Annotated in this window: 15 protein-coding genes; 8 read left to right on the top strand and 7 right to left on the bottom strand. The window is 38.1% G+C overall.

Going from position 1 to position 17,559, the window contains the following annotated elements; genetic code table 11:
• Nucleotides 1–5: 5 nt before the first annotated feature.
• On the bottom strand, nucleotides 6–791 hold the full coding sequence (locus tag QNI15_RS00410) for a hypothetical protein (RefSeq protein ID WP_313974727.1): 786 nt from the start codon (nucleotides 789–791) through the stop codon (nucleotides 6–8).
• Between the two features lie 246 nt (nucleotides 792–1,037).
• Between QNI15_RS00410 and QNI15_RS00405 the strand changes: the two genes are divergently transcribed.
• From QNI15_RS00405 to QNI15_RS00375, 7 genes are all read left to right on the top strand, one after another.
• Entirely contained in the window at nucleotides 1,038–1,229 is a 192-nt protein-coding gene (locus QNI15_RS00405; protein ID WP_313975768.1) for a cold-shock protein, read from the top strand.
• A 692-nt stretch (nucleotides 1,230–1,921) separates the two neighbouring features.
• Nucleotides 1,922–3,349: a CCA tRNA nucleotidyltransferase gene (locus QNI15_RS00400; protein WP_314029975.1), complete on the top strand. Its 1,428-nt coding sequence runs from the start codon at nucleotides 1,922–1,924 to the stop codon at nucleotides 3,347–3,349.
• Between the two features lie 51 nt (nucleotides 3,350–3,400).
• Complete coding sequence (locus tag QNI15_RS00395; protein ID WP_313974724.1) at nucleotides 3,401–3,613, top strand: hypothetical protein; 213 nt, start codon at nucleotides 3,401–3,403, stop codon at nucleotides 3,611–3,613.
• Nucleotides 3,614–3,758: 145 nt separating this feature from the next.
• Nucleotides 3,759–4,988 (top strand): aminotransferase class I/II-fold pyridoxal phosphate-dependent enzyme, encoded by a 1,230-nt coding sequence (locus tag QNI15_RS00390; RefSeq protein ID WP_314029974.1) that lies wholly within the window; start codon nucleotides 3,759–3,761, stop codon nucleotides 4,986–4,988.
• 114 nt (nucleotides 4,989–5,102) lie between these two features.
• The gene (gene rpsT, locus QNI15_RS00385) at nucleotides 5,103–5,363 is read left to right on the top strand and encodes a 30S ribosomal protein S20 (protein WP_313974720.1); all 261 of its coding nucleotides are present in this window, start codon (nucleotides 5,103–5,105) and stop codon (nucleotides 5,361–5,363) included.
• Nucleotides 5,364–5,523: 160 nt separating this feature from the next.
• Complete coding sequence (gene radC, locus QNI15_RS00380) at nucleotides 5,524–6,222, top strand: RadC family protein (protein WP_313999509.1); 699 nt, start codon at nucleotides 5,524–5,526, stop codon at nucleotides 6,220–6,222.
• A 50-nt stretch (nucleotides 6,223–6,272) separates the two neighbouring features.
• Nucleotides 6,273–6,890 carry a DUF1684 domain-containing protein gene (locus QNI15_RS00375; protein ID WP_314029972.1) on the top strand — a complete coding sequence of 206 codons (618 nt, stop codon included), beginning with the start codon at nucleotides 6,273–6,275 and terminating at the stop codon, nucleotides 6,888–6,890.
• Nucleotides 6,891–6,931: 41 nt separating this feature from the next.
• On the opposite strand, the gene hisC is transcribed toward QNI15_RS00375, so the two are convergent.
• Entirely contained in the window at nucleotides 6,932–8,092 is a 1,161-nt protein-coding gene (hisC, locus tag QNI15_RS00370) for a histidinol-phosphate transaminase (RefSeq protein WP_314029970.1), read from the bottom strand.
• Nucleotides 8,093–8,442: 350 nt separating this feature from the next.
• Nucleotides 8,443–9,585 carry a pyridoxal phosphate-dependent aminotransferase gene (locus tag QNI15_RS00365; protein ID WP_313974712.1) on the bottom strand — a complete coding sequence of 381 codons (1,143 nt, stop codon included), beginning with the start codon at nucleotides 9,583–9,585 and terminating at the stop codon, nucleotides 8,443–8,445.
• 593 nt (nucleotides 9,586–10,178) lie between these two features.
• Between QNI15_RS00365 and QNI15_RS00360 the strand changes: the two genes are divergently transcribed.
• On the top strand, nucleotides 10,179–10,682 hold the full coding sequence (locus tag QNI15_RS00360; protein ID WP_313999503.1) for a hypothetical protein: 504 nt from the start codon (nucleotides 10,179–10,181) through the stop codon (nucleotides 10,680–10,682).
• 4 nt (nucleotides 10,683–10,686) lie between these two features.
• Here QNI15_RS00360 and QNI15_RS00355 read toward each other — a convergent pair whose 3' ends face one another.
• The 4 genes from QNI15_RS00355 to QNI15_RS00340 form a co-directional block, all read right to left on the bottom strand.
• A complete protein-coding gene (locus tag QNI15_RS00355) occupies nucleotides 10,687–11,298 on the bottom strand; it encodes a hypothetical protein (protein WP_313999501.1) in 612 nt (203 codons plus the stop codon).
• 76 nt (nucleotides 11,299–11,374) lie between these two features.
• The gene (locus QNI15_RS00350; RefSeq protein WP_314029968.1) at nucleotides 11,375–13,033 is read right to left on the bottom strand and encodes an amidohydrolase; all 1,659 of its coding nucleotides are present in this window, start codon (nucleotides 13,031–13,033) and stop codon (nucleotides 11,375–11,377) included.
• A gap of 175 nt (nucleotides 13,034–13,208) precedes the next feature.
• Complete coding sequence (locus tag QNI15_RS00345; RefSeq protein ID WP_314029966.1) at nucleotides 13,209–15,710, bottom strand: zinc-dependent metalloprotease; 2,502 nt, start codon at nucleotides 15,708–15,710, stop codon at nucleotides 13,209–13,211.
• 83 nt (nucleotides 15,711–15,793) lie between these two features.
• Nucleotides 15,794–17,356: a flavin monoamine oxidase family protein gene (locus QNI15_RS00340; protein ID WP_314029963.1), complete on the bottom strand. Its 1,563-nt coding sequence runs from the start codon at nucleotides 17,354–17,356 to the stop codon at nucleotides 15,794–15,796.
• Between the last annotated feature and the right edge of the window lie 203 nt (nucleotides 17,357–17,559).

Genomic DNA, 17,559 nt, shown 5'->3' with positions numbered 1-17,559 from the left:
AGACATTAATTTGATCCTAATTCAACTTTCTGTATCATGTCATTTAATCGATACAATACTGTTTTAGTAACAGTTGCCGGACTTGTCTCATAACGTTTTTTGCTTATTGATATTTCCTGTGGGGCTTCAAACAAATAATCTGCTGATGTCATGAATAATTCATTTTTAATGATCTGTGGTAGACCTTCGGCTTGACCCTTGTCCTGATTAATAGCATTGGTCTCACCGTAAATAATATCGGATACAATATAAGAATTAGCTGATTCAGGATTAAAGATCCACTTCCCTTGTTGAGATAAAGTAATATTTTTGACTTTACCATTACACTTTACCTGATGCGTGCCCAATGGGATAGATAGTAATTGATAAGTTTTGGGTTGAATAGCTTGTTCTTCTGCTCCAGGTATTTCAATATGTACAACCTCTTTTGTGCCATTATCAAGGTAAATGTCTGTAAATCTTGATGAATGTGAAAAATTGCCAGTAAATGCTATTGTTGCAATACACACCAGTAGAGTACCTATATAATTGTTTGTCCAGAATGTTGCCACATAACTGACAAGTGGTATTGTTCGTTCTGCTTCCTCCATTTCTACAGTCCACTGCTTCAGTCTTTTTCCTGCATAATAAATTGGTAAGGCAAATAGTGTCAAAAGAAATCCTATAAGAAGCCATGTAGGACAAAATGGATATATATCCAGAATAAAGCCACTAGTATAGTTACCTAATGAAGAAAGCAAAAAGAATAAAGGAAGATAGATAAGGAATAATTTTAGTATTTGTAGTTTCATTGTATTAATGTAGTTTTTTTGTTTTATGAATAAAAAGAGAAGGTAGCATATATAAATACAGGGTAGAGTGATTACGTAAGTTGGGTCAAAGTAATATAGGTTGTATTATTTGGTGGAAAAAAATGGAGCATTTTCAAGGACTAAATCAATAAATGATAAATACTTAGAGAAATCGCAATATTATCTTGGAATAATAAAAAAGTTTACTTAGGTTTGTACTTTACCTTTTTCACAAAAAATAAAAAAATGCAATCTGGTACAGTAAAATTTTTTAATGAAACGAAAGGATTCGGCTTCATTAAATCTGACAGTTCTAATGAAGACATCTTCGTTCACGTTTCGGGCTTGATTGACGAAATCAAAGAAAACGATAAAGTTACCTTTGAAGTGCAACAAGGAAGAAAAGGTCCGAACGCAGTTAACGTTCAATTGGCTTAATATAGATAATCCTTTTATATATAAATGGCCTTTCAAAAGCCCCTTATTTTCAGATAAGGGGCTTTTTGTTTTCTTATAAAGAAAAGGATAATAGAAAAAGCCTGTATCATAAGTACAGGCTTTTTCTGTTTAGAATATTTTATACGGATTTATACCTCTTGTATTTTTTTAAAATAATCAAGAGTCCCATTACATCAGAAAGCTTAATAATTGGCAAGCGAAAAACATACAAGGCCAATTATTGTGCTTATGGCTACGGCTAACGCTACAGAAGCAGCAAATACCAAGGAAACTCCAATTTTAATTCTGTTCACTGGCTGAAGCATCTTTTGTTTAAGGATATATTGTATTTAAATTATGGATAAATATTAAGATACTGTTTGTCAGTATATTATAATATATTAATGTTGTTTTGAGATACCAATCAACTATTTATACGCTTACAGATAAAAAGGTAAATACTCAAAAACCTTACATCGGTACTTTTTAGATAAAAGCTTTTTATTATTCTGTAAACAGCACATAAATGCAGATGAGCTTTAAGACATTTGTCCAATATAATCTTCAGAAGTAGTATCTTTGAGCACTAAAGCTTTTGCTTTGAGCAGATAGTTACTTACACACTACGAAAAAAATATGCCTATGGTTTACAAAAATGGGCAGTTTGAGAATTTTATTTTACTATATAAGGAATGAACTTCACAGAAACTATATATACAAATCCTATCTTGAAACGGTTATCTGAAATCGCTCAGAAAACAGGTATCGAAAGCTATGTAGTAGGTGGTTTTGTAAGAGATTTGTTGTTAAATCGACCATGTAAGGATATAGATGTCGTATGTATTGGAGATGGCAATGGGATTAATCTGGCTCAAAAACTAGGTGAAACTGTAGATAATAATACACAGATTTCTATTTTCAAGAATTTTGGTACAGCACATCTGAATGTTCAGGATTGGGATGTCGAATTTGTTGGAGCTCGAAAAGAATCTTATCAGCGTGATTCTAGGAAGCCTATTGTAGAAAATGGTACGTTGGAGGATGATCAGAATAGACGAGATTTTACTATTAACGCACTTGCAATTAGTTTGAATACCACCAACCTTGGTGAATTGATAGATCCATTTGATGGAGTCGGAGATCTCAGAAGAAAGATGATTCGTACTCCATTGACACCAGATGTGACTTTTTCAGATGATCCTTTGCGAATGATGCGGGCTATCCGTTTTGCTTCACAACTTGGTTTTGATATAGATCCGGATTCTTTTGATGCTATTCAAAAAATGAAAGATCGTATTCGTATTATTTCACAGGAACGGATTATAGATGAACTAAATAAGATAGTTCTCTCTCCCACACCTTCTTATGGCTTTAAGTTGTTGTATCATTGTGGGTTGTTACATTCTATATTTCCGGAACTGGTTGCCCTGCAAGGTGTAGAGACTCAGGATGGAAAAGGGCACAAGGATAATTTTTATCATACGTTACAGGTACTTGATAATGTATCTAGAAATTCCAGTGACTTATGGCTTCGCTGGGCTGCTATTCTACATGATATTGCTAAACCCGCTACCAAGCGTTTTGATGCTCGTGTAGGATGGACATTTCATGGACATGAAGATGCCGGAGCCCGTATGGTTCCCAATATATTTCGTAGAATGAAACTTCCTATGAATGAGAAGATGCGTTTTGTACAGAAACTTGTGCGCTTGCATCTGCGTCCTATTGCCTTGGTGAAAGAGACCATTACAGATTCTGCTTTACGCAGGTTGTTATTTGACTCTGGAGAAGATCTGGAAGCTTTGATGATGTTATGTAGAGCCGATATTACATCCAAGAATCATGAAAAAGTAAAGAAACATATTCAGAATTTTAATAAGGTTGAACAAAAACTGCATGAGGTAGAAGCCAGAGATCGTATTCGTAATTTTCAGCCTGTTATAACGGGAGAGATAATTATGGAAACTTTTGGGCTTTCGCCTTCCCGGGAAGTTGGAGAAATTAAAACTACTATTCGTGAAGCTATTTTGGATGGCAAGTTGCGAAATGAGTGGGATGAGGCATACAGTTTTATGCTTTCTACAGGAAAAAAAATGGGACTTTCTCCTGTGAATAACTAGATAACAGAACAGGATTGAGTTACCTATTTCATTGTTAAACAATCTTGTTTTATGGATCTGGATTTAAAGAAAGTTTTTGGTTCTGTATTGACAGTCTTAGGAATTGTCATGGTCTTATTTGCTTGTGTTGCCTTTTTATCTGATGGTAAAGCTGTTTTAGGGCTTTCTGTTTCTAAATGGGAATCGTTAGTTCCTTTTGTAGTTGGATTTCTGTTTTTTATGGGCGGTCTGAGCCTTATCCGCCAGACTAGTAATAATGTTTGAATGGAATTGTTTTGTTCCTCTATAGACAATCCATATAAAATTTACTATAGAATGGAGATTATTGAGTCTATTCAGTATATTTAATCAAAGTTACATCTTTAGGATGTAGGAGATAGGTTATTTTTCTATTTTGCTTTGTTTATATATGGCTCATGGTACTCCAGAAGGTTTAGAGTATAGAGGAAGCATTTTTGATAAATGCTATGCCGTAACCAAGGCTGATCAGCTTCGGAACACAGGTATTTATCCTTACTTTCGGGCCATTCAGGAAAGTGAGGGGCCTGAGGTAATTATGGAGGGGCGTAAAATTGTGATGGCAGGTTCTAATAACTATCTTGGGTTAACTACTCATCCTAAGGTAAAAGAAGCAGCTATTAAAGCTATAGAGCAATACGGAACCAGTAGCTCTGGTTCTCGATTCCTGACAGGAACTCTTGATTTGCATAATGAGCTGGAGCTGAAGCTAGCGAAATTTATGGGGAAAGAAGCTGCTTTACTTTTTTCAACCGGTTATCAAACAAGTCAGGGTGTTTTATTTCCTTTAGTTGGTCGAAGTGATTATATTTTTTCAGACCATGAGAACCATGCTAGTATTGTAGCTGGTATGTTATTGGCCAGAGGTGCTTTGAATACACCTGTTGTTCGGTATCATCACAACGATATGGAGGATCTGGAGAAACGATTACAGCGTGTTCCTGCAAAGGCTGGAAAAGTTATTGTCACAGATGGAGTCTTTAGTACATTTGGTGATATAGTACCTCTGAATACTTTGTGTTCTCTTGCCCAAAAATACAATGCTCAGGTTCTTATTGATGACGCACATTCCCTTGGAGTACTTGGAGAAGGAGGTAGGGGAACGGCCAGCCATTATGGATTAAGTCATGAAGTGGATCTGGTGTTTTCTACATTCTCTAAGACATTGGCATCCATTGGCGGTTTTGTTGGAGGAGAGAAACGAGTAATAGATTATCTGAAACATGAATCTTCTGCTTTTATGTTTAGTTGTTCTCCTTCTGCATCTGCAACAGCCGCTGCTTTGGCAGCTTTGCATGTGCTGCAAACGGAGCCAGAACTAATCCGAAAACTCCACTTTAATGCTAATGTAATTCGTAAAGGACTTCAGCAAATGGGATATGATGTTCCTGATGGACAAACTGCTATTGTGCCTGTTCTGCTTTATGATGATGCAAAAGCTTGTCAACTTTGGCAGGGATTATATGATGAAGGGATATTTGTGAATGTCTTTATAGCTCCTGCTAATCCTCCCGGAAGAGCTATGTTACGTACAAGCCTTATGGCTTCCTTAGAAGGCAATCATTTATTTCGTATTCTGGAAGCATATAAAAAGATAGGCAAACGTTTACGTATTATCTAAAATGGTGTAATATAAAATGAGATTTTTTTAGATAATTATTTGGGAGTTAAATATAAGTACTCTATATTTGCAGTCCTTTTCAGAACAAGCGTTTTATTATTAGTTATACATACAATGGCAAATCATAAGTCAGCGATTAAAAGAATCCGCGCAAACGAAGCGAAACGTCTAAGAAACCGTTTCCAAGCAAAAACTACCCGTACGTTTATCAAGAAATTGAGAGAGACAAAAGATGCGGTAGAAGCGCAGGAACTTTATAAGAAAGTTGCTTCTATGCTGGATAAACTGGCTAAGAAAAACATCATTCACAAAAACAATGCTTCCAATAAAAAATCTAAATTGGCAAAGTTTGTGACTGGATTGGCTGCTGCCTAATTGCATTTCTTATAAGATATTCTATGAGCCTTGTATTTTATGCAAGGCTTTTTGTTTTTACAACAAAAGTAACCTTAATAGAAAGAGTATTTACTAAGATATAGGTTACTATTTATAGTAATTGTCGGATAAAATACAGTTTCCATTTTTTACTGTTCCGATGATTGATCCAATTTCCACAACCAAAATACTAAGCTGGGCCGAAGAGGATCGCCCACGAGAGAAACTTTTACTAAAAGGCAAAGCTGCTTTATCTGATGCTGAGTTAATTGGGATTTTACTGGGCTCAGGAACGGTTTCTTTGAGTGCAGTAGACCTCGCCAAGCAGATTCTGAGCAGTGTTGACAATAATTTGACCAGTCTGGCTAAGCTTTCTATAAAAGACCTGGAAAAGTTTAAAGGAATTGGTGAGGCAAAAGCCATTACTATTGTTGCAGCATTAGAGCTTGGTAGACGAAGGAAAGATAGTGAATTACCTCAAAGACAGGTTATCACTTCTTCGAAGGATGTCTTTACTATTATGCATTCCCATTTGCTGGACCTTTTGCATGAGGAGTTTTGGGTGGTGTTATTAAACCGATCCAATGTTGTAATGAAGAAGGTCCAGATTAGTGTAGGAGGAGTGTCCGGCACAGTAGCGGACCCAAAACTGATCTTCAAAACCGCTCTGGAAAACCTGGCAAGTTCTATTATTCTGGTACATAATCATCCATCCGGAAATCTAAAACCTAGTCAAGCTGATAAAGATTTGACACACAAACTTAAAGAGGCCGGTAAGTATCTTGAGATACCTGTTCTGGATCATGTGATTATTACAGAAAAAAGCTATTTTAGTTTTGCCGATGAAGGAATTCTATAGCATTAGTAATTGTATGGAATTCATTTGTATCATTGCAGAAAAACGAACATATGAATGCAGGTAAAATATATTTCTTTGGCGTTGTCGCCATTGTCGTTCTTGTACTGGTATATACTTTTGTCTTTACGGGCAAGAAAGACTCTTACATAAGTGAGCTGATTAAGTTTCGTGTTGAAAAAGATGAGTTTTTTAAAGAGTCACCTGATTCTCCAATCCAGAATAAAGAAACATTTACAAAGCTTAATTACTTCCCGCCAGATCAGGCATTTAGGATTAATGCAGATCTGAATCTGATAAAGGACACCACTCGCTTAAGAGTAGGACGTACAGATGGTACAACAGAATATATGATTCGCTATGCTTATGCTGTTTTTCAGTTAGGAGGGAAGCAACATAAATTACTGCTTTTAAAATCAAGCGATGATGGAGATAAAAACCGGTTGTTTTTGCCTTTCAATGATAAAACCAATGGGTTTGATACATATGGAGGGGGACGATATCTGGATATAGACTGGAAAGAGGAAAAAACAAAGGTTGTTATAGATTTTAATTTTGCCTATAATCCATTTTGTACATATAATGCCAATTATTCTTGTCCTATTCCCCCTGCTCAAAACTTTTTGGATATCCCTATCAAAGCAGGAGAAAAAGACTTTGCAAAACAGTAATTACAAAGATCCCCTGTTGTGCAACAGGGGATCTTTGTACACTAGCTAATTTCCTTAAAGGCTTGTGCAAATATCTGCATCTGTTCCATAGTGCCAATACTGATACGACACCATTGTTTATTGTTGAACTGCCAGTTACGTACACCAACTCCTCTCTTCATCATCTCCTCTGTAAATTTTTTGGCATCCATTTTTACTGGAAAGATAACGAAGTTGGCATAGGATGGCACATATTCATATCCTTCATCTTTTAATGTCTTGTATAAGAACTCTCGGGATTGTGTTGTTTTCTGTACCACCTGCTTTGGAAATTCTTTATCCTGATAGCTAACCATTGCCCCTTGTATTGATAGCGAAGACATATCCATCCCTCCTGTATACAATTTTTCCAGTTCTTTTATGATTTCAGGTTTGGCTATCAGATATCCAACGCGTAGTCCTGCAAAACCATGTACTTTTGAGAAAGTACGAGCAACAATTACATTCTGTCCTTTACGTACACACTCCACCATGGAATGTTGTTTTATATCACCAAGGTAGTCAATATATGCCTCATCTATAAATACGGGTACTTTACGGGAAACTGATTCACAGAATGACCGAAGTTTTTCAGTCTGTACAATAGTACCTGTAGGATTGTTGGGGTTACAAACATACATCAGGCGGGTATTGGAGCCTACACGTTTTTCCATTGCATCCAAATCATGTGTATAATCTTTGGTTAAGGGAACTTTTACCCAGTTGGCGCCCCAACCTGCTGCCATTTCCATCAAATAGTCATATGTTGGATCTGCAGAGATAATGTCACCCCCTTTTTTACTATAATACATAGCTGCAGCCATTAACATCTCGCTAGAACCTGCACCCACCATAATGTGATCAGGCGTAACGCCTTCTTCTTTTGCTATCATCTGTATAAACTGGCGTTGCGCCATAAACGGATACATATAGCTATCGTTTAGTACACTCGTAATAGCATTTTTTACCTTCTCTGAAGGCCCCCAGGGATTTTCATTCGCAAATAGCCTAGCTTTAATAACTGGCATGTCAGCCGCGATTTGTGCTTCACGACTCATTCGAAGACGACGAAAATCAGCCGTAGCTGCTTCAACTTCTTGAGGAGTGATGCCACTAAACGCAGCACCAGCAGTGAGAGCAACACTGGCTTTTAGCCAATCACGTCGGGTAAATGATGCAGACATATGGTTTTAGGATGTTTTGATTTAGGTTTGGTTTATGAAAATGCAAGAATATTGTAGACAATCTCCGAAACAATCAAAAATACTGAAATTCGAAACAAAGCCCAAATTCTAATATTGAAATGCGAAATATTATTTTGTTGTATATGTAATGAGTAGTATACTATTTTGATAGAGTTTGTGTGTGATAATGTGTGACTATTGTTAATAGTGAAATAAGAGACCCTTGTAGTTAGTAAAGCTTTTTGTATGTGTGATTAAGCACATAAGCCCATGAATGATAGCGAATGTGCTATTCATGGGCTTATCTATTGTTATCTTATTATAATCTGTAATAACACCGATTTACTTCATTATGCAATCTCTTTGAATGCATCTGCAAACATCTTCATTTGTTCCATAGTACCAAGACTCACACGGCACCAGTTTTGACCTGCATATTGCCATTCTGTACGAATACTGACACCACGTTTGCTCATTTCCTCTAAAAAACGTTTACCATCCATTTTAATAGGGAAGAAAACAAAATTGGTAGCTGATGGTAAATAGTTGTATCCTTGTTCTTTTAAAACTTTGTAGAGAAATGCTTTACATTCATTATTCTTTGCAATTGAATATTTGATAAATTCTTTGTCCTGATAACTGGCAAGAGCAGCCTGTGCGGATGTTGCACTGATGGCACTTGGACCAGGAGTAAATTTGCTAATCTCTTTAATGGTTTCAGGTTTAGCTACTAAATATCCGATACGTAATCCTGCAAAACCATGTACTTTTGAAAAGGTACGGGCAATCAACACATTCTGACCTTTGCGTACACATTCCATCATGGTAGTTTTTTTCGGATCATCTGCATAGTCGATATAGGCTTCGTCTATAAAGATAGGTTTCTTTGGAGAAACAGATTCGCAAAAGGCCATAAGCTTCTGAGAGTTGGAGACAATGCCTGTTGGATTATTGGGGTTGCAGATGTAGACAAGAGATGTTTTATCTGACACCTTTGCTGCAAGGGCATCATAGTCATAATCGTAATCTTTTGTTAAAGATACTTTTTCCCAGCCACAGCCTACCTGTGTAGCTGCACGTACCAATTGCATATAGCTAGGATCGCCTGATAATATATGACTGTCTGAGCCTGCTTTGAATGCAAAGTATAAGGCGGTGCCTGTAAGAAGTCCCCCTGACCCAGCTCCAAGTAATATAGAATCTTCACTTACACCTTCTTCCTGAGCAATAAGCTTTCGTAATTGCATCAATGACTCTCTGGGATAGAGATAACTGTCAGGAACAGCTTGCATCAATGCCTTTTTTGCCTTTTCTGAAGGACCAAATGGATTTTCATTGGCAGACAACCGGGCTTTAATAGCAGGGATATCTGCCAGGAATTTTTTGCGTTGAGACATGCCAGATGCATTCAAGGACGTACCTAGTGCTGCACCTGTAGTAAACATTGCTCCTAATTTAAGCCATTGCCGACGATTGATAGATGAAGTAAGCATAGGAAACAAAAAGTTTTTTAAGATTTAGGAAATGCAGTATGAGTATAAACAGTAATCATGCTTTGCTACTCATAAAAGCGCTTTTGTTTGGTTTGATTGTAAGAATCAGGGAATAGGGTTGCTCCTTATTTGTATACTATCCTAATGCCCGACTATGGCTTGCCAACCGAAATGAGCCGCAATATCCCGATACGGCAAGCCCAGCCGAGTTATATACTGACAGAAGTTGGATAACTTCCGGACAGTTTCTGACTTAAAAGAAAAAGGTAATTACTGATAGAGAGAATACACAAAATAGCATAAAGTGCATTCTATATTACTACAAACATATCTCTGTCATGCGGCTCTTATGAGAGAAATTCGTTTGATTCGAGTTGATTTTATTTGATAGTGCTAATATTGTATTTTTAAAGTGAAATACAAAATTTTATATGTGATATTTTGTTGTAATTAGTATTAAATTTTTATTTTAAATTAATAGACCGAATTTAATATTATAGCAAAATGAGTTAAGTAAAAAATTATATTTAAAAATTACAATATTCATATTTATACTAACTATATATTTATTGCTGGATAAAACATATACTATTATGACAAACCTTCATCTGCAGCCTAATTCTTTTAAAAGAGTATTTTTTGGGATGGTAGTATTTCTTTTGACTTGTATCTATTCGGAAGTTATTATGGCACAGGGTGGAAAGCGCCTGACCTCTAATGAATGGGTAACATTATCCAAAGTTACCTATAAAACTACAAAAGACGCCTATGGAGACATTAGTGTACCTGTATTCAGTGCAGAAACGAAGGCTTTAGCTGGTAAAACAGTTATATTGCCAGGCTATATTATTCCATTGGATGGTATTGAAGGTGCATTCAAAGCGGATCATTTTGTGCTTTCTTCTCTTCCTGTTGAGGCTTGCTTTTTCTGTGGAATTGGTGGCCCCGAGTCTGTGGCAGAGATTCAAATGAAAACCCCAATCGAATATACAAAGAAGCCTATTCGTCTAAAGGGTAAACTTACTTTAAATGAAACAGACTCATACCGACTAATATATATCCTTGAGGATGCAGAGTTTGTAGAGGTATCTCAATAAGGATTTAAGGAATACTATTTACTTTAACTACAAGCTGATAGGCATATTTATCAAAGAGACGGAACCCATTAAGCTGGAAAGTCTGGGGTTTATCTTTTAGCAGACTAACTGGAATGATTTCCAACGTTAATAGATCTTCGTCTTGCAAATATTTTTGAATCTGTGTTGAATTTCTGGATTGATATGCTGTTAGAATTTCTTTTAAATGTTTTTGTACTGTTCTTTCTATTTCTGATATACTTCTTTCTGAATCAATCTCTAATACTAACAGAATAAGTTGATCTGAAGATCTAATGTTTGTGTGGGATAGATATGTTTTGGTCTTGTCAGTGTTTTTGTCAAAGATTGTCAGATCTTTTATCACAGATAGAATGTGTGCTCCTGAGTCTGAGCTTGTATAACATAACAAGGCTATCTCATCATTACCAGAAGAAACCTGTGATCCATCTTCTGTAAGATCCTGGGCTGTGAGTGTTACTACCAGAGGGGCTGCTAAGGCTATAGAATCAGATTCTGAGATAGCGGATTTTGGAATAGATGTACTTCTACAGGATACTAATAAAATAAGGATTATAAATCCTATAGAAATAAGAAATGAAAGTCTGCTTTTATACATAAATACTTAGAGGTAAAACTGTCTCTATCACTGGTTTAGAGACAGTTTTATTAGTTACTTACAGGTTAGAGCCAATTTAGGGATTTTTAGTGCTATTTCCAGAAGCTTCTGCCGCTTTTGACTCTGACTGTATAGCTGCTTTCTGATCGTCCCGTAATACAGGATATTTAATGCCCAACTGTTCCAGATAGCTTTTATATTTTGCTGGATCGTAGTAGTATTTTTTCATTTGGGGACGATACTGAGCCATAATCTTTTCATTCAGGTGGATAGCAGGCTTGTCCTTTTCTGAAATTAAAGGAGTGTATTTGGTCTCTTTGGTTTGTTCTTTGTTGTAATACTCCCACGCTTGTGTAATGATCTCAGGCTTTGTAAGCATATCCAGCAAGGTAAGTGCCTCTGCTTTGGCTCCTGCGGTAGCACCTTTGTGTGCTATAGGAGTTGCCATGGCAATGGCATTGGACCAATGGTGGCCAGGAAGACCAGGCATATTGGATGGATAGCGTAACACTACTGTAGGTAAACTCCATGAAATATCTGCAATATCGTCTGAACCTCCTCCCAAAGAGAATGTAACAGGTTTTCCCAATGTATCCAGTTTCGTATCTAATCCTGTAATTTTGGGAGCATTCATTTCTTTCTGGCTAGCTTTGGCCAGCATTTGATCAGCTTCAGTCCAAGTTGGCAGGCCTACCCGTTTGATATTTTCATACATTGTTTCTGCAATGGGCTTATTGAAGTGTCCAGGCCACGCACTTCCCATTACTTCATACGTCATCTTTGTATCTGTCATCATTGCTGCACCTTTGGCAATCTTGATGCCTGCATCATAGAGTGCTTTTATCTTAGGATAAGTCCGTTCTCTAAAGTAGTACCAGACAGAAGCCTTTGACGGAACTACATTAGGCTGATCCCCTCCATCTACAATCACATAATGAGAACGTTGGGTTGGTTCAAGGTGCTCTCTTTTAAAGTTCCAGCCGATATTCATTAATTCTACGGCATCCAGTGCACTTTTCCCTCGCCAGGGTGCTCCTGCGGCATGAGCTGCTTGTCCTTCAAAGGTAAACTTGACAGATATCATTCCATTGTAACCTGCATCTCCCCAGGATACCGCCAGGTTGTCATCTACGTGTGTGAAAATACATGCATCTACATCTTTGAAGTAACCATCCCGAATATAGAAAGCTTTAGTTCCTAACTGTTCTTCTGCTACTCCAGGCCAAAGCATCAGGGTTCCAGAAATTTTCTCACGCTCCATGATCTTTTTTAAGGCCAGTACAGATGTAATATTGAGTGGTACACCTGAGTTATGACCTTCACCATGTCCTGGTGCACCTTCAATAATAGGATCATGGTAGGCAACTCCCGGTTTTTGTGAGGCTTTGGGAATACAATCTATATCACTACCTATAGCAATTAGTGGTTTTCCTGTTCCCCATTTGGCAATCCAGGCTGTTGGAACGCCTGAAATACCATACTCTATCTTGAAGCCGTTCTTTTTTAGAATGTCTGTCAGATACTTGGAGGTTTCAGTTTCCTGGAAACCCAGTTCGCCAAAACTGAATACCATATCTATCATTTCCTGAGTAAACTTGGCATTCTTGTCAATTTCCGTTACCAGTTCCTGTTTTAATGTTTCTAATTTTTCAGGAGAAATTGATGGCTGATTTTGGGCAGAGACCCACATGGGTACACATAACAAAAGACAGAGGAGGCGAATACAGCTTTTCATAATACATTGTTTGGTTTGGAGTTAATAGGTTATTCTGAACATCTATTGTTATCATGGTAATTCAGGATTTATAATGATCACAAACCATAGCTGTACAATCTTAACTATGATGTCTTGCCTAAAAAGAAATTGCCAACCTGAATGAAGTAACTTCATTCAGGTTGGCAATTTCTTTTTATCTGGAACTATTTTCCCAACTACACATATCCATATCCAGCCATTCATAACCAGGATCGATAGGGGCTCCATCCGGAGGTGTTAGTGGTGTAACTACTGTGGACTCGGCACCTTTCTGTTCGTATTCACTAATTTGATTCAACGCAAACAGATAATGGGCTTTCCAGCTTACATCTGTTTGTTTGCCCACACTAGCAGAAAGCCAGGTTTTAAGTTCATTAACTTTCAGATTGGCAATAGCTCGTGCTTGTTCAGATATATTTTTGTTGGCGGCTAATTGTATGATATTCTTTAAGACAAGATTATTTACGATTCGGCTTACTTCACCTGTATATCCATTTTTGGTGTTGCTTTTCCAGGTTGCCGCATAGGTGTTTTCTATAATGTCTGCCAAGCTTGGTAGAGATGAGTCAATAGCTTGCTGGCTTACCAGGCGGGACGCCCGTTCCGGATTAAATAACAACCGTAATGTCATGCCCGCTGCTGCTTCCGCTGGTCCAAGTGGATCAAATGTCAGGCCTGTACGTCCTTTAAAGACCTCTCGCGGATTGGCATCGTATCCAAATGCACGAGGGGGTATTAACTTCAGAACTTTATCTGGCACTACCAATGCTTCAGGCTTTATAGTGGCTAACAACGCCGTTAAGGCTTGCTTTTGGTCTGATGCTGAAACAGGTTCATAGATTTTCTGACCATCACCACGTGTTGCGTAGGTATAGAAAGCTCCACCTATTACTTTGGCTGTGGCTTCAGTTTGATAACGATGAAACATATACATCGGAACAAGAACCTCTTCTAGGGTTGACATCGGAGAACCTACAGGGATCTTCTTTTCTGAAAAATGATCCAATGCAATTTTTCGTATCTGCATCATTCGATTTAATTCCTCTGCCGCGCTTTTTCCATTGTCCCATAGGTGAGTAGTTGGATGTGCACTGCCTTCTGGACGGGCATCCTGGTCACTAAGGAAATAAAGACCTTTCTTTATGTAATCTGATAAAATCTTATCCAATGCAGTTTTTTCCTCTGTTCCTTTAGGAAAATCCTGATAGGCATAGTTTATGGCTACCTTGTCCCATTCTCCAATGCCAGTTGCATAGGCATTCGATAACTCCAGGTTGTTTCCTTTGATATCCACTAATGGATGAGGATAATCCATTACAGAGGCTCTGTCGTTGGTACTGGCAATATAATTGTGAGGCAATCCTAATGTATGTCCTACTTCATGGGCAGCTAGCTGGCGTAAACGTGCAAGGGCCATTTTCATCATAGCTTCTGACACAGGTTTTCCTTCTTCATAGGCTGCTACCAGACCTTGAGCAATCAGAAAGTCTTGTCTGACTCGCAGGGAACCTAAGGTTACTTTACCTTTCAGTATTTCGCCTGTACGAGGGTCGATGATACTACTTCCATATGACCAGCCACGTGTGGAACGATGCACCCACTGGATAACATTATAACGTACATCCATAGGATCTGCATCCGCAGGTAATAACTTAACCTGAAATGCATCTTTATAGCCTGCTGCTTCAAATGCCTGATTCCACCAGGTTGTTCCTTCCATGAGTGCTGACCGGATTGGTTCAGGAGCACCAGGGTCCATATAGTATACAATTGGCTTTACGGCTTCACTCACTGCGGCTGTTGGGTCTTTCTTCTCTAGTCGGTGGCGGATAATAAAACGTTTAATAATGGGTTCACTTACAGGGGTGGCATAGTCAAAATACTGCATAGGAATCATGCCAGAACGTGGATCGAATACTCTGGGTTTATATGTTTCCAGTTCTGGCAACTGAACAAAAGAGTAATGTTGACGCATGGTTATCATGGTCGGCGTTGGAACTACTTCCTGCAGGTATCCGCCCGGTTGATCTCCTATTAAGGTAATAGTTGCTTCAACTTCTGTATTTTGTGGGAAATTCTTTGTGTGAGGTATATAGAATGCACAGCGGGATGGGTCTATTCGAAAGTTACCCTGTTTGGTGCGACTAATTGCCTGAACTGCACCCGCTGCATCTTGAATAAAAAAGTTTGTAGCATCAACCAGCACTTTTCCATTTTCTTCTGCCATCACCTCAAAACCCCAATGTACAGACTGAGCAAATGATTCTGTAACTGCTTGTTGTTCTAATGGGTCTTTACTTATAGCTCTATATGCATAATTAGATTCAATTAGTAATACTTTGTTGCCACTGCGTTGAAATTTTACGACATGCTCCTGGTTCAGTCGTCCACGATCTAGTCCAATATCATTTGATCCGATACCCGAAGCAAGGGATGGATAATATAAAAACTCAGTATCAAAGCGACTAATCTCAAGAAATATCTTTCCTTTTTTAGCATCCCAGTAAAAGGGAATAAATCCTTCCATGCGTTCGGCTCCCTGAGTGGCAGATGATAGTGAGGAAGCTGCAGATTCTGTTCCTGAGGCCTTCTTCTGTGCAAGTGCGACTTGAAAGCCAATGATAACTGCATAAAGTAGAATAAGTGATTTTTTCATAGGTTTAAAGGATTACACTGTTTTTGCAGCATAACCTATCTGTGATTACAGGTGATAAGTGGTAGTTTGTTGTAATAGAATAATTAAGACTTTTGTACACGTTCGTGGATGGATTTTACTGTTTGATGTGCGGCTTCGAATGCACCAGCAATCCATGCTGTTAAGTAAGAAGTATGATCTCCTGCGAAGTAGATATTGCCTTCAGCTTGTTGCAGGGCTGGATAATATTTATCACGTACGTCCTGTGGATACATAGCCCAGCCAGCCTGACTGTAACGTACCTTCTGCCAGGCCACAGAAAACGAACTTTCAAACTCTGTTTTGTATTGTGGATGTATCTTGCTGCCTTGTTCTAATGCCAGTTTTTCACGATCTTCCAGAGATAGATTGCCAATGCGTTCAGCTGTAGATCCGTAATTATAATAGCCAATAATCACACCTTTTTTGGAAAAATAACCTGTACTAGGATATACAATTTGAGTGATATCCATATTGGTACGACTAATTCCTCCAAATATATTATCATCTTCTTCCCAGAATCTTCGTTTGAACTGTAGTCCTATTTTACAGGCACTGTTATGTGGTATCAGATCAATGGCACGGGAGATATTGGAAGAAAAGTTGTGTTCAATGCTGCTCAAAACAGGTAATGGAATAGTACAGATACAGAAATCACCTGTGATGTCATGTACAGAGCCTTTAGTTGTATCTTTGTAAGATACTTTTGCCCCATTTTCTGTTTTATATATCTTGGTGACTTCTGCATTGTAGGTGATTTTCTTGCCTAACTGTTTTGTAAATGCTTCTGTAAGTTTATCTGTTCCTCCGGAAACCATAAGCATAGCATTTTGTTGCTCATATGTGTATTCCGGAATGTTGTAAAAATAGGGATCATAAAAACCTGACTGAAGAAGATCTACTAATGAAGGAAGAGGGGCGGGTTTACCTGCCTGACTATATGCTCCGGGAGGAACATCAAAACCGCGACGAGGTGATCCTTTGTATAATTTACTTTTATCCAATGCTCCTTCTGCCATTAGATATTCGATAATTTTCTCTTTGTCTTCTTTGGTGAGGGGTGTATCCAGTGAACTTTGATCCATCACTTTTGCCAGCATTTCTGACGTATATCCTCGTATATCATTGTGAATTTCCCGTTGTCGGATGCGTTTATTGGAGTAAGGACCTTTGCCTTCACTATAATAATAGGCTCCTTCATTGGTATTAGGGAAGTTTTCCATTGGCACACCTAATTCCCTGCAATATTGAATCACAGATGTATGATGGTGTGGAATACGCATGGCACCTGCATTGTAGAATTGTCCTTCATCAAATCGACAGGTTTGTAATGCTCCGTTCAGTTCTGTTTCTTTCGCACCTGGCCGGATTGTCCATACGCGTCCTCCTGCTCGTCCGCGAGCTTCAAGAATGGTACAATCATAACCAAGTTTGGTTAATTGATAGGCAGATGCCAGCCCTGCCATACCTGCGCCCAATATGATTACTTTTTTTCCGGCTTGCCCTTGTAATGATAGTGGTTTTGCTGGTGCTGCAGGGATCATGTCAAGGGCAACCATTGCAGTGTATCCAGACCCTGTAATAGCGGCAACTTTCTGTATAAAATTACGGCGTGTAAATGTGGTCATAGGTGGAAAGGTAAAAATGATCTTTGGTTTGTTGTATCAAGTGGTAACCAATATTATATTATTTCATAGTATACTCAAAATTTAATTCCAGTAATTTGGGGTTATATAGTTTAATATTCTATTAGTGCTGTGTGTTTTGAAATATTCCAATAGTATTTTTGATTATAGCCAAAAATACATCTATCTCATGTGACGTTCCTATA

It is taken from the genome of Xanthocytophaga flava (genome assembly GCF_030068545.1).
GTDB classification, from domain to species: Bacteria; Bacteroidota; Bacteroidia; order Cytophagales; family 172606-1; genus Xanthocytophaga; species Xanthocytophaga flava.
The sequence above is the reverse complement of the archived record's forward strand: the minus strand, read 5'-3'. Positions and strand labels throughout refer to the sequence as shown.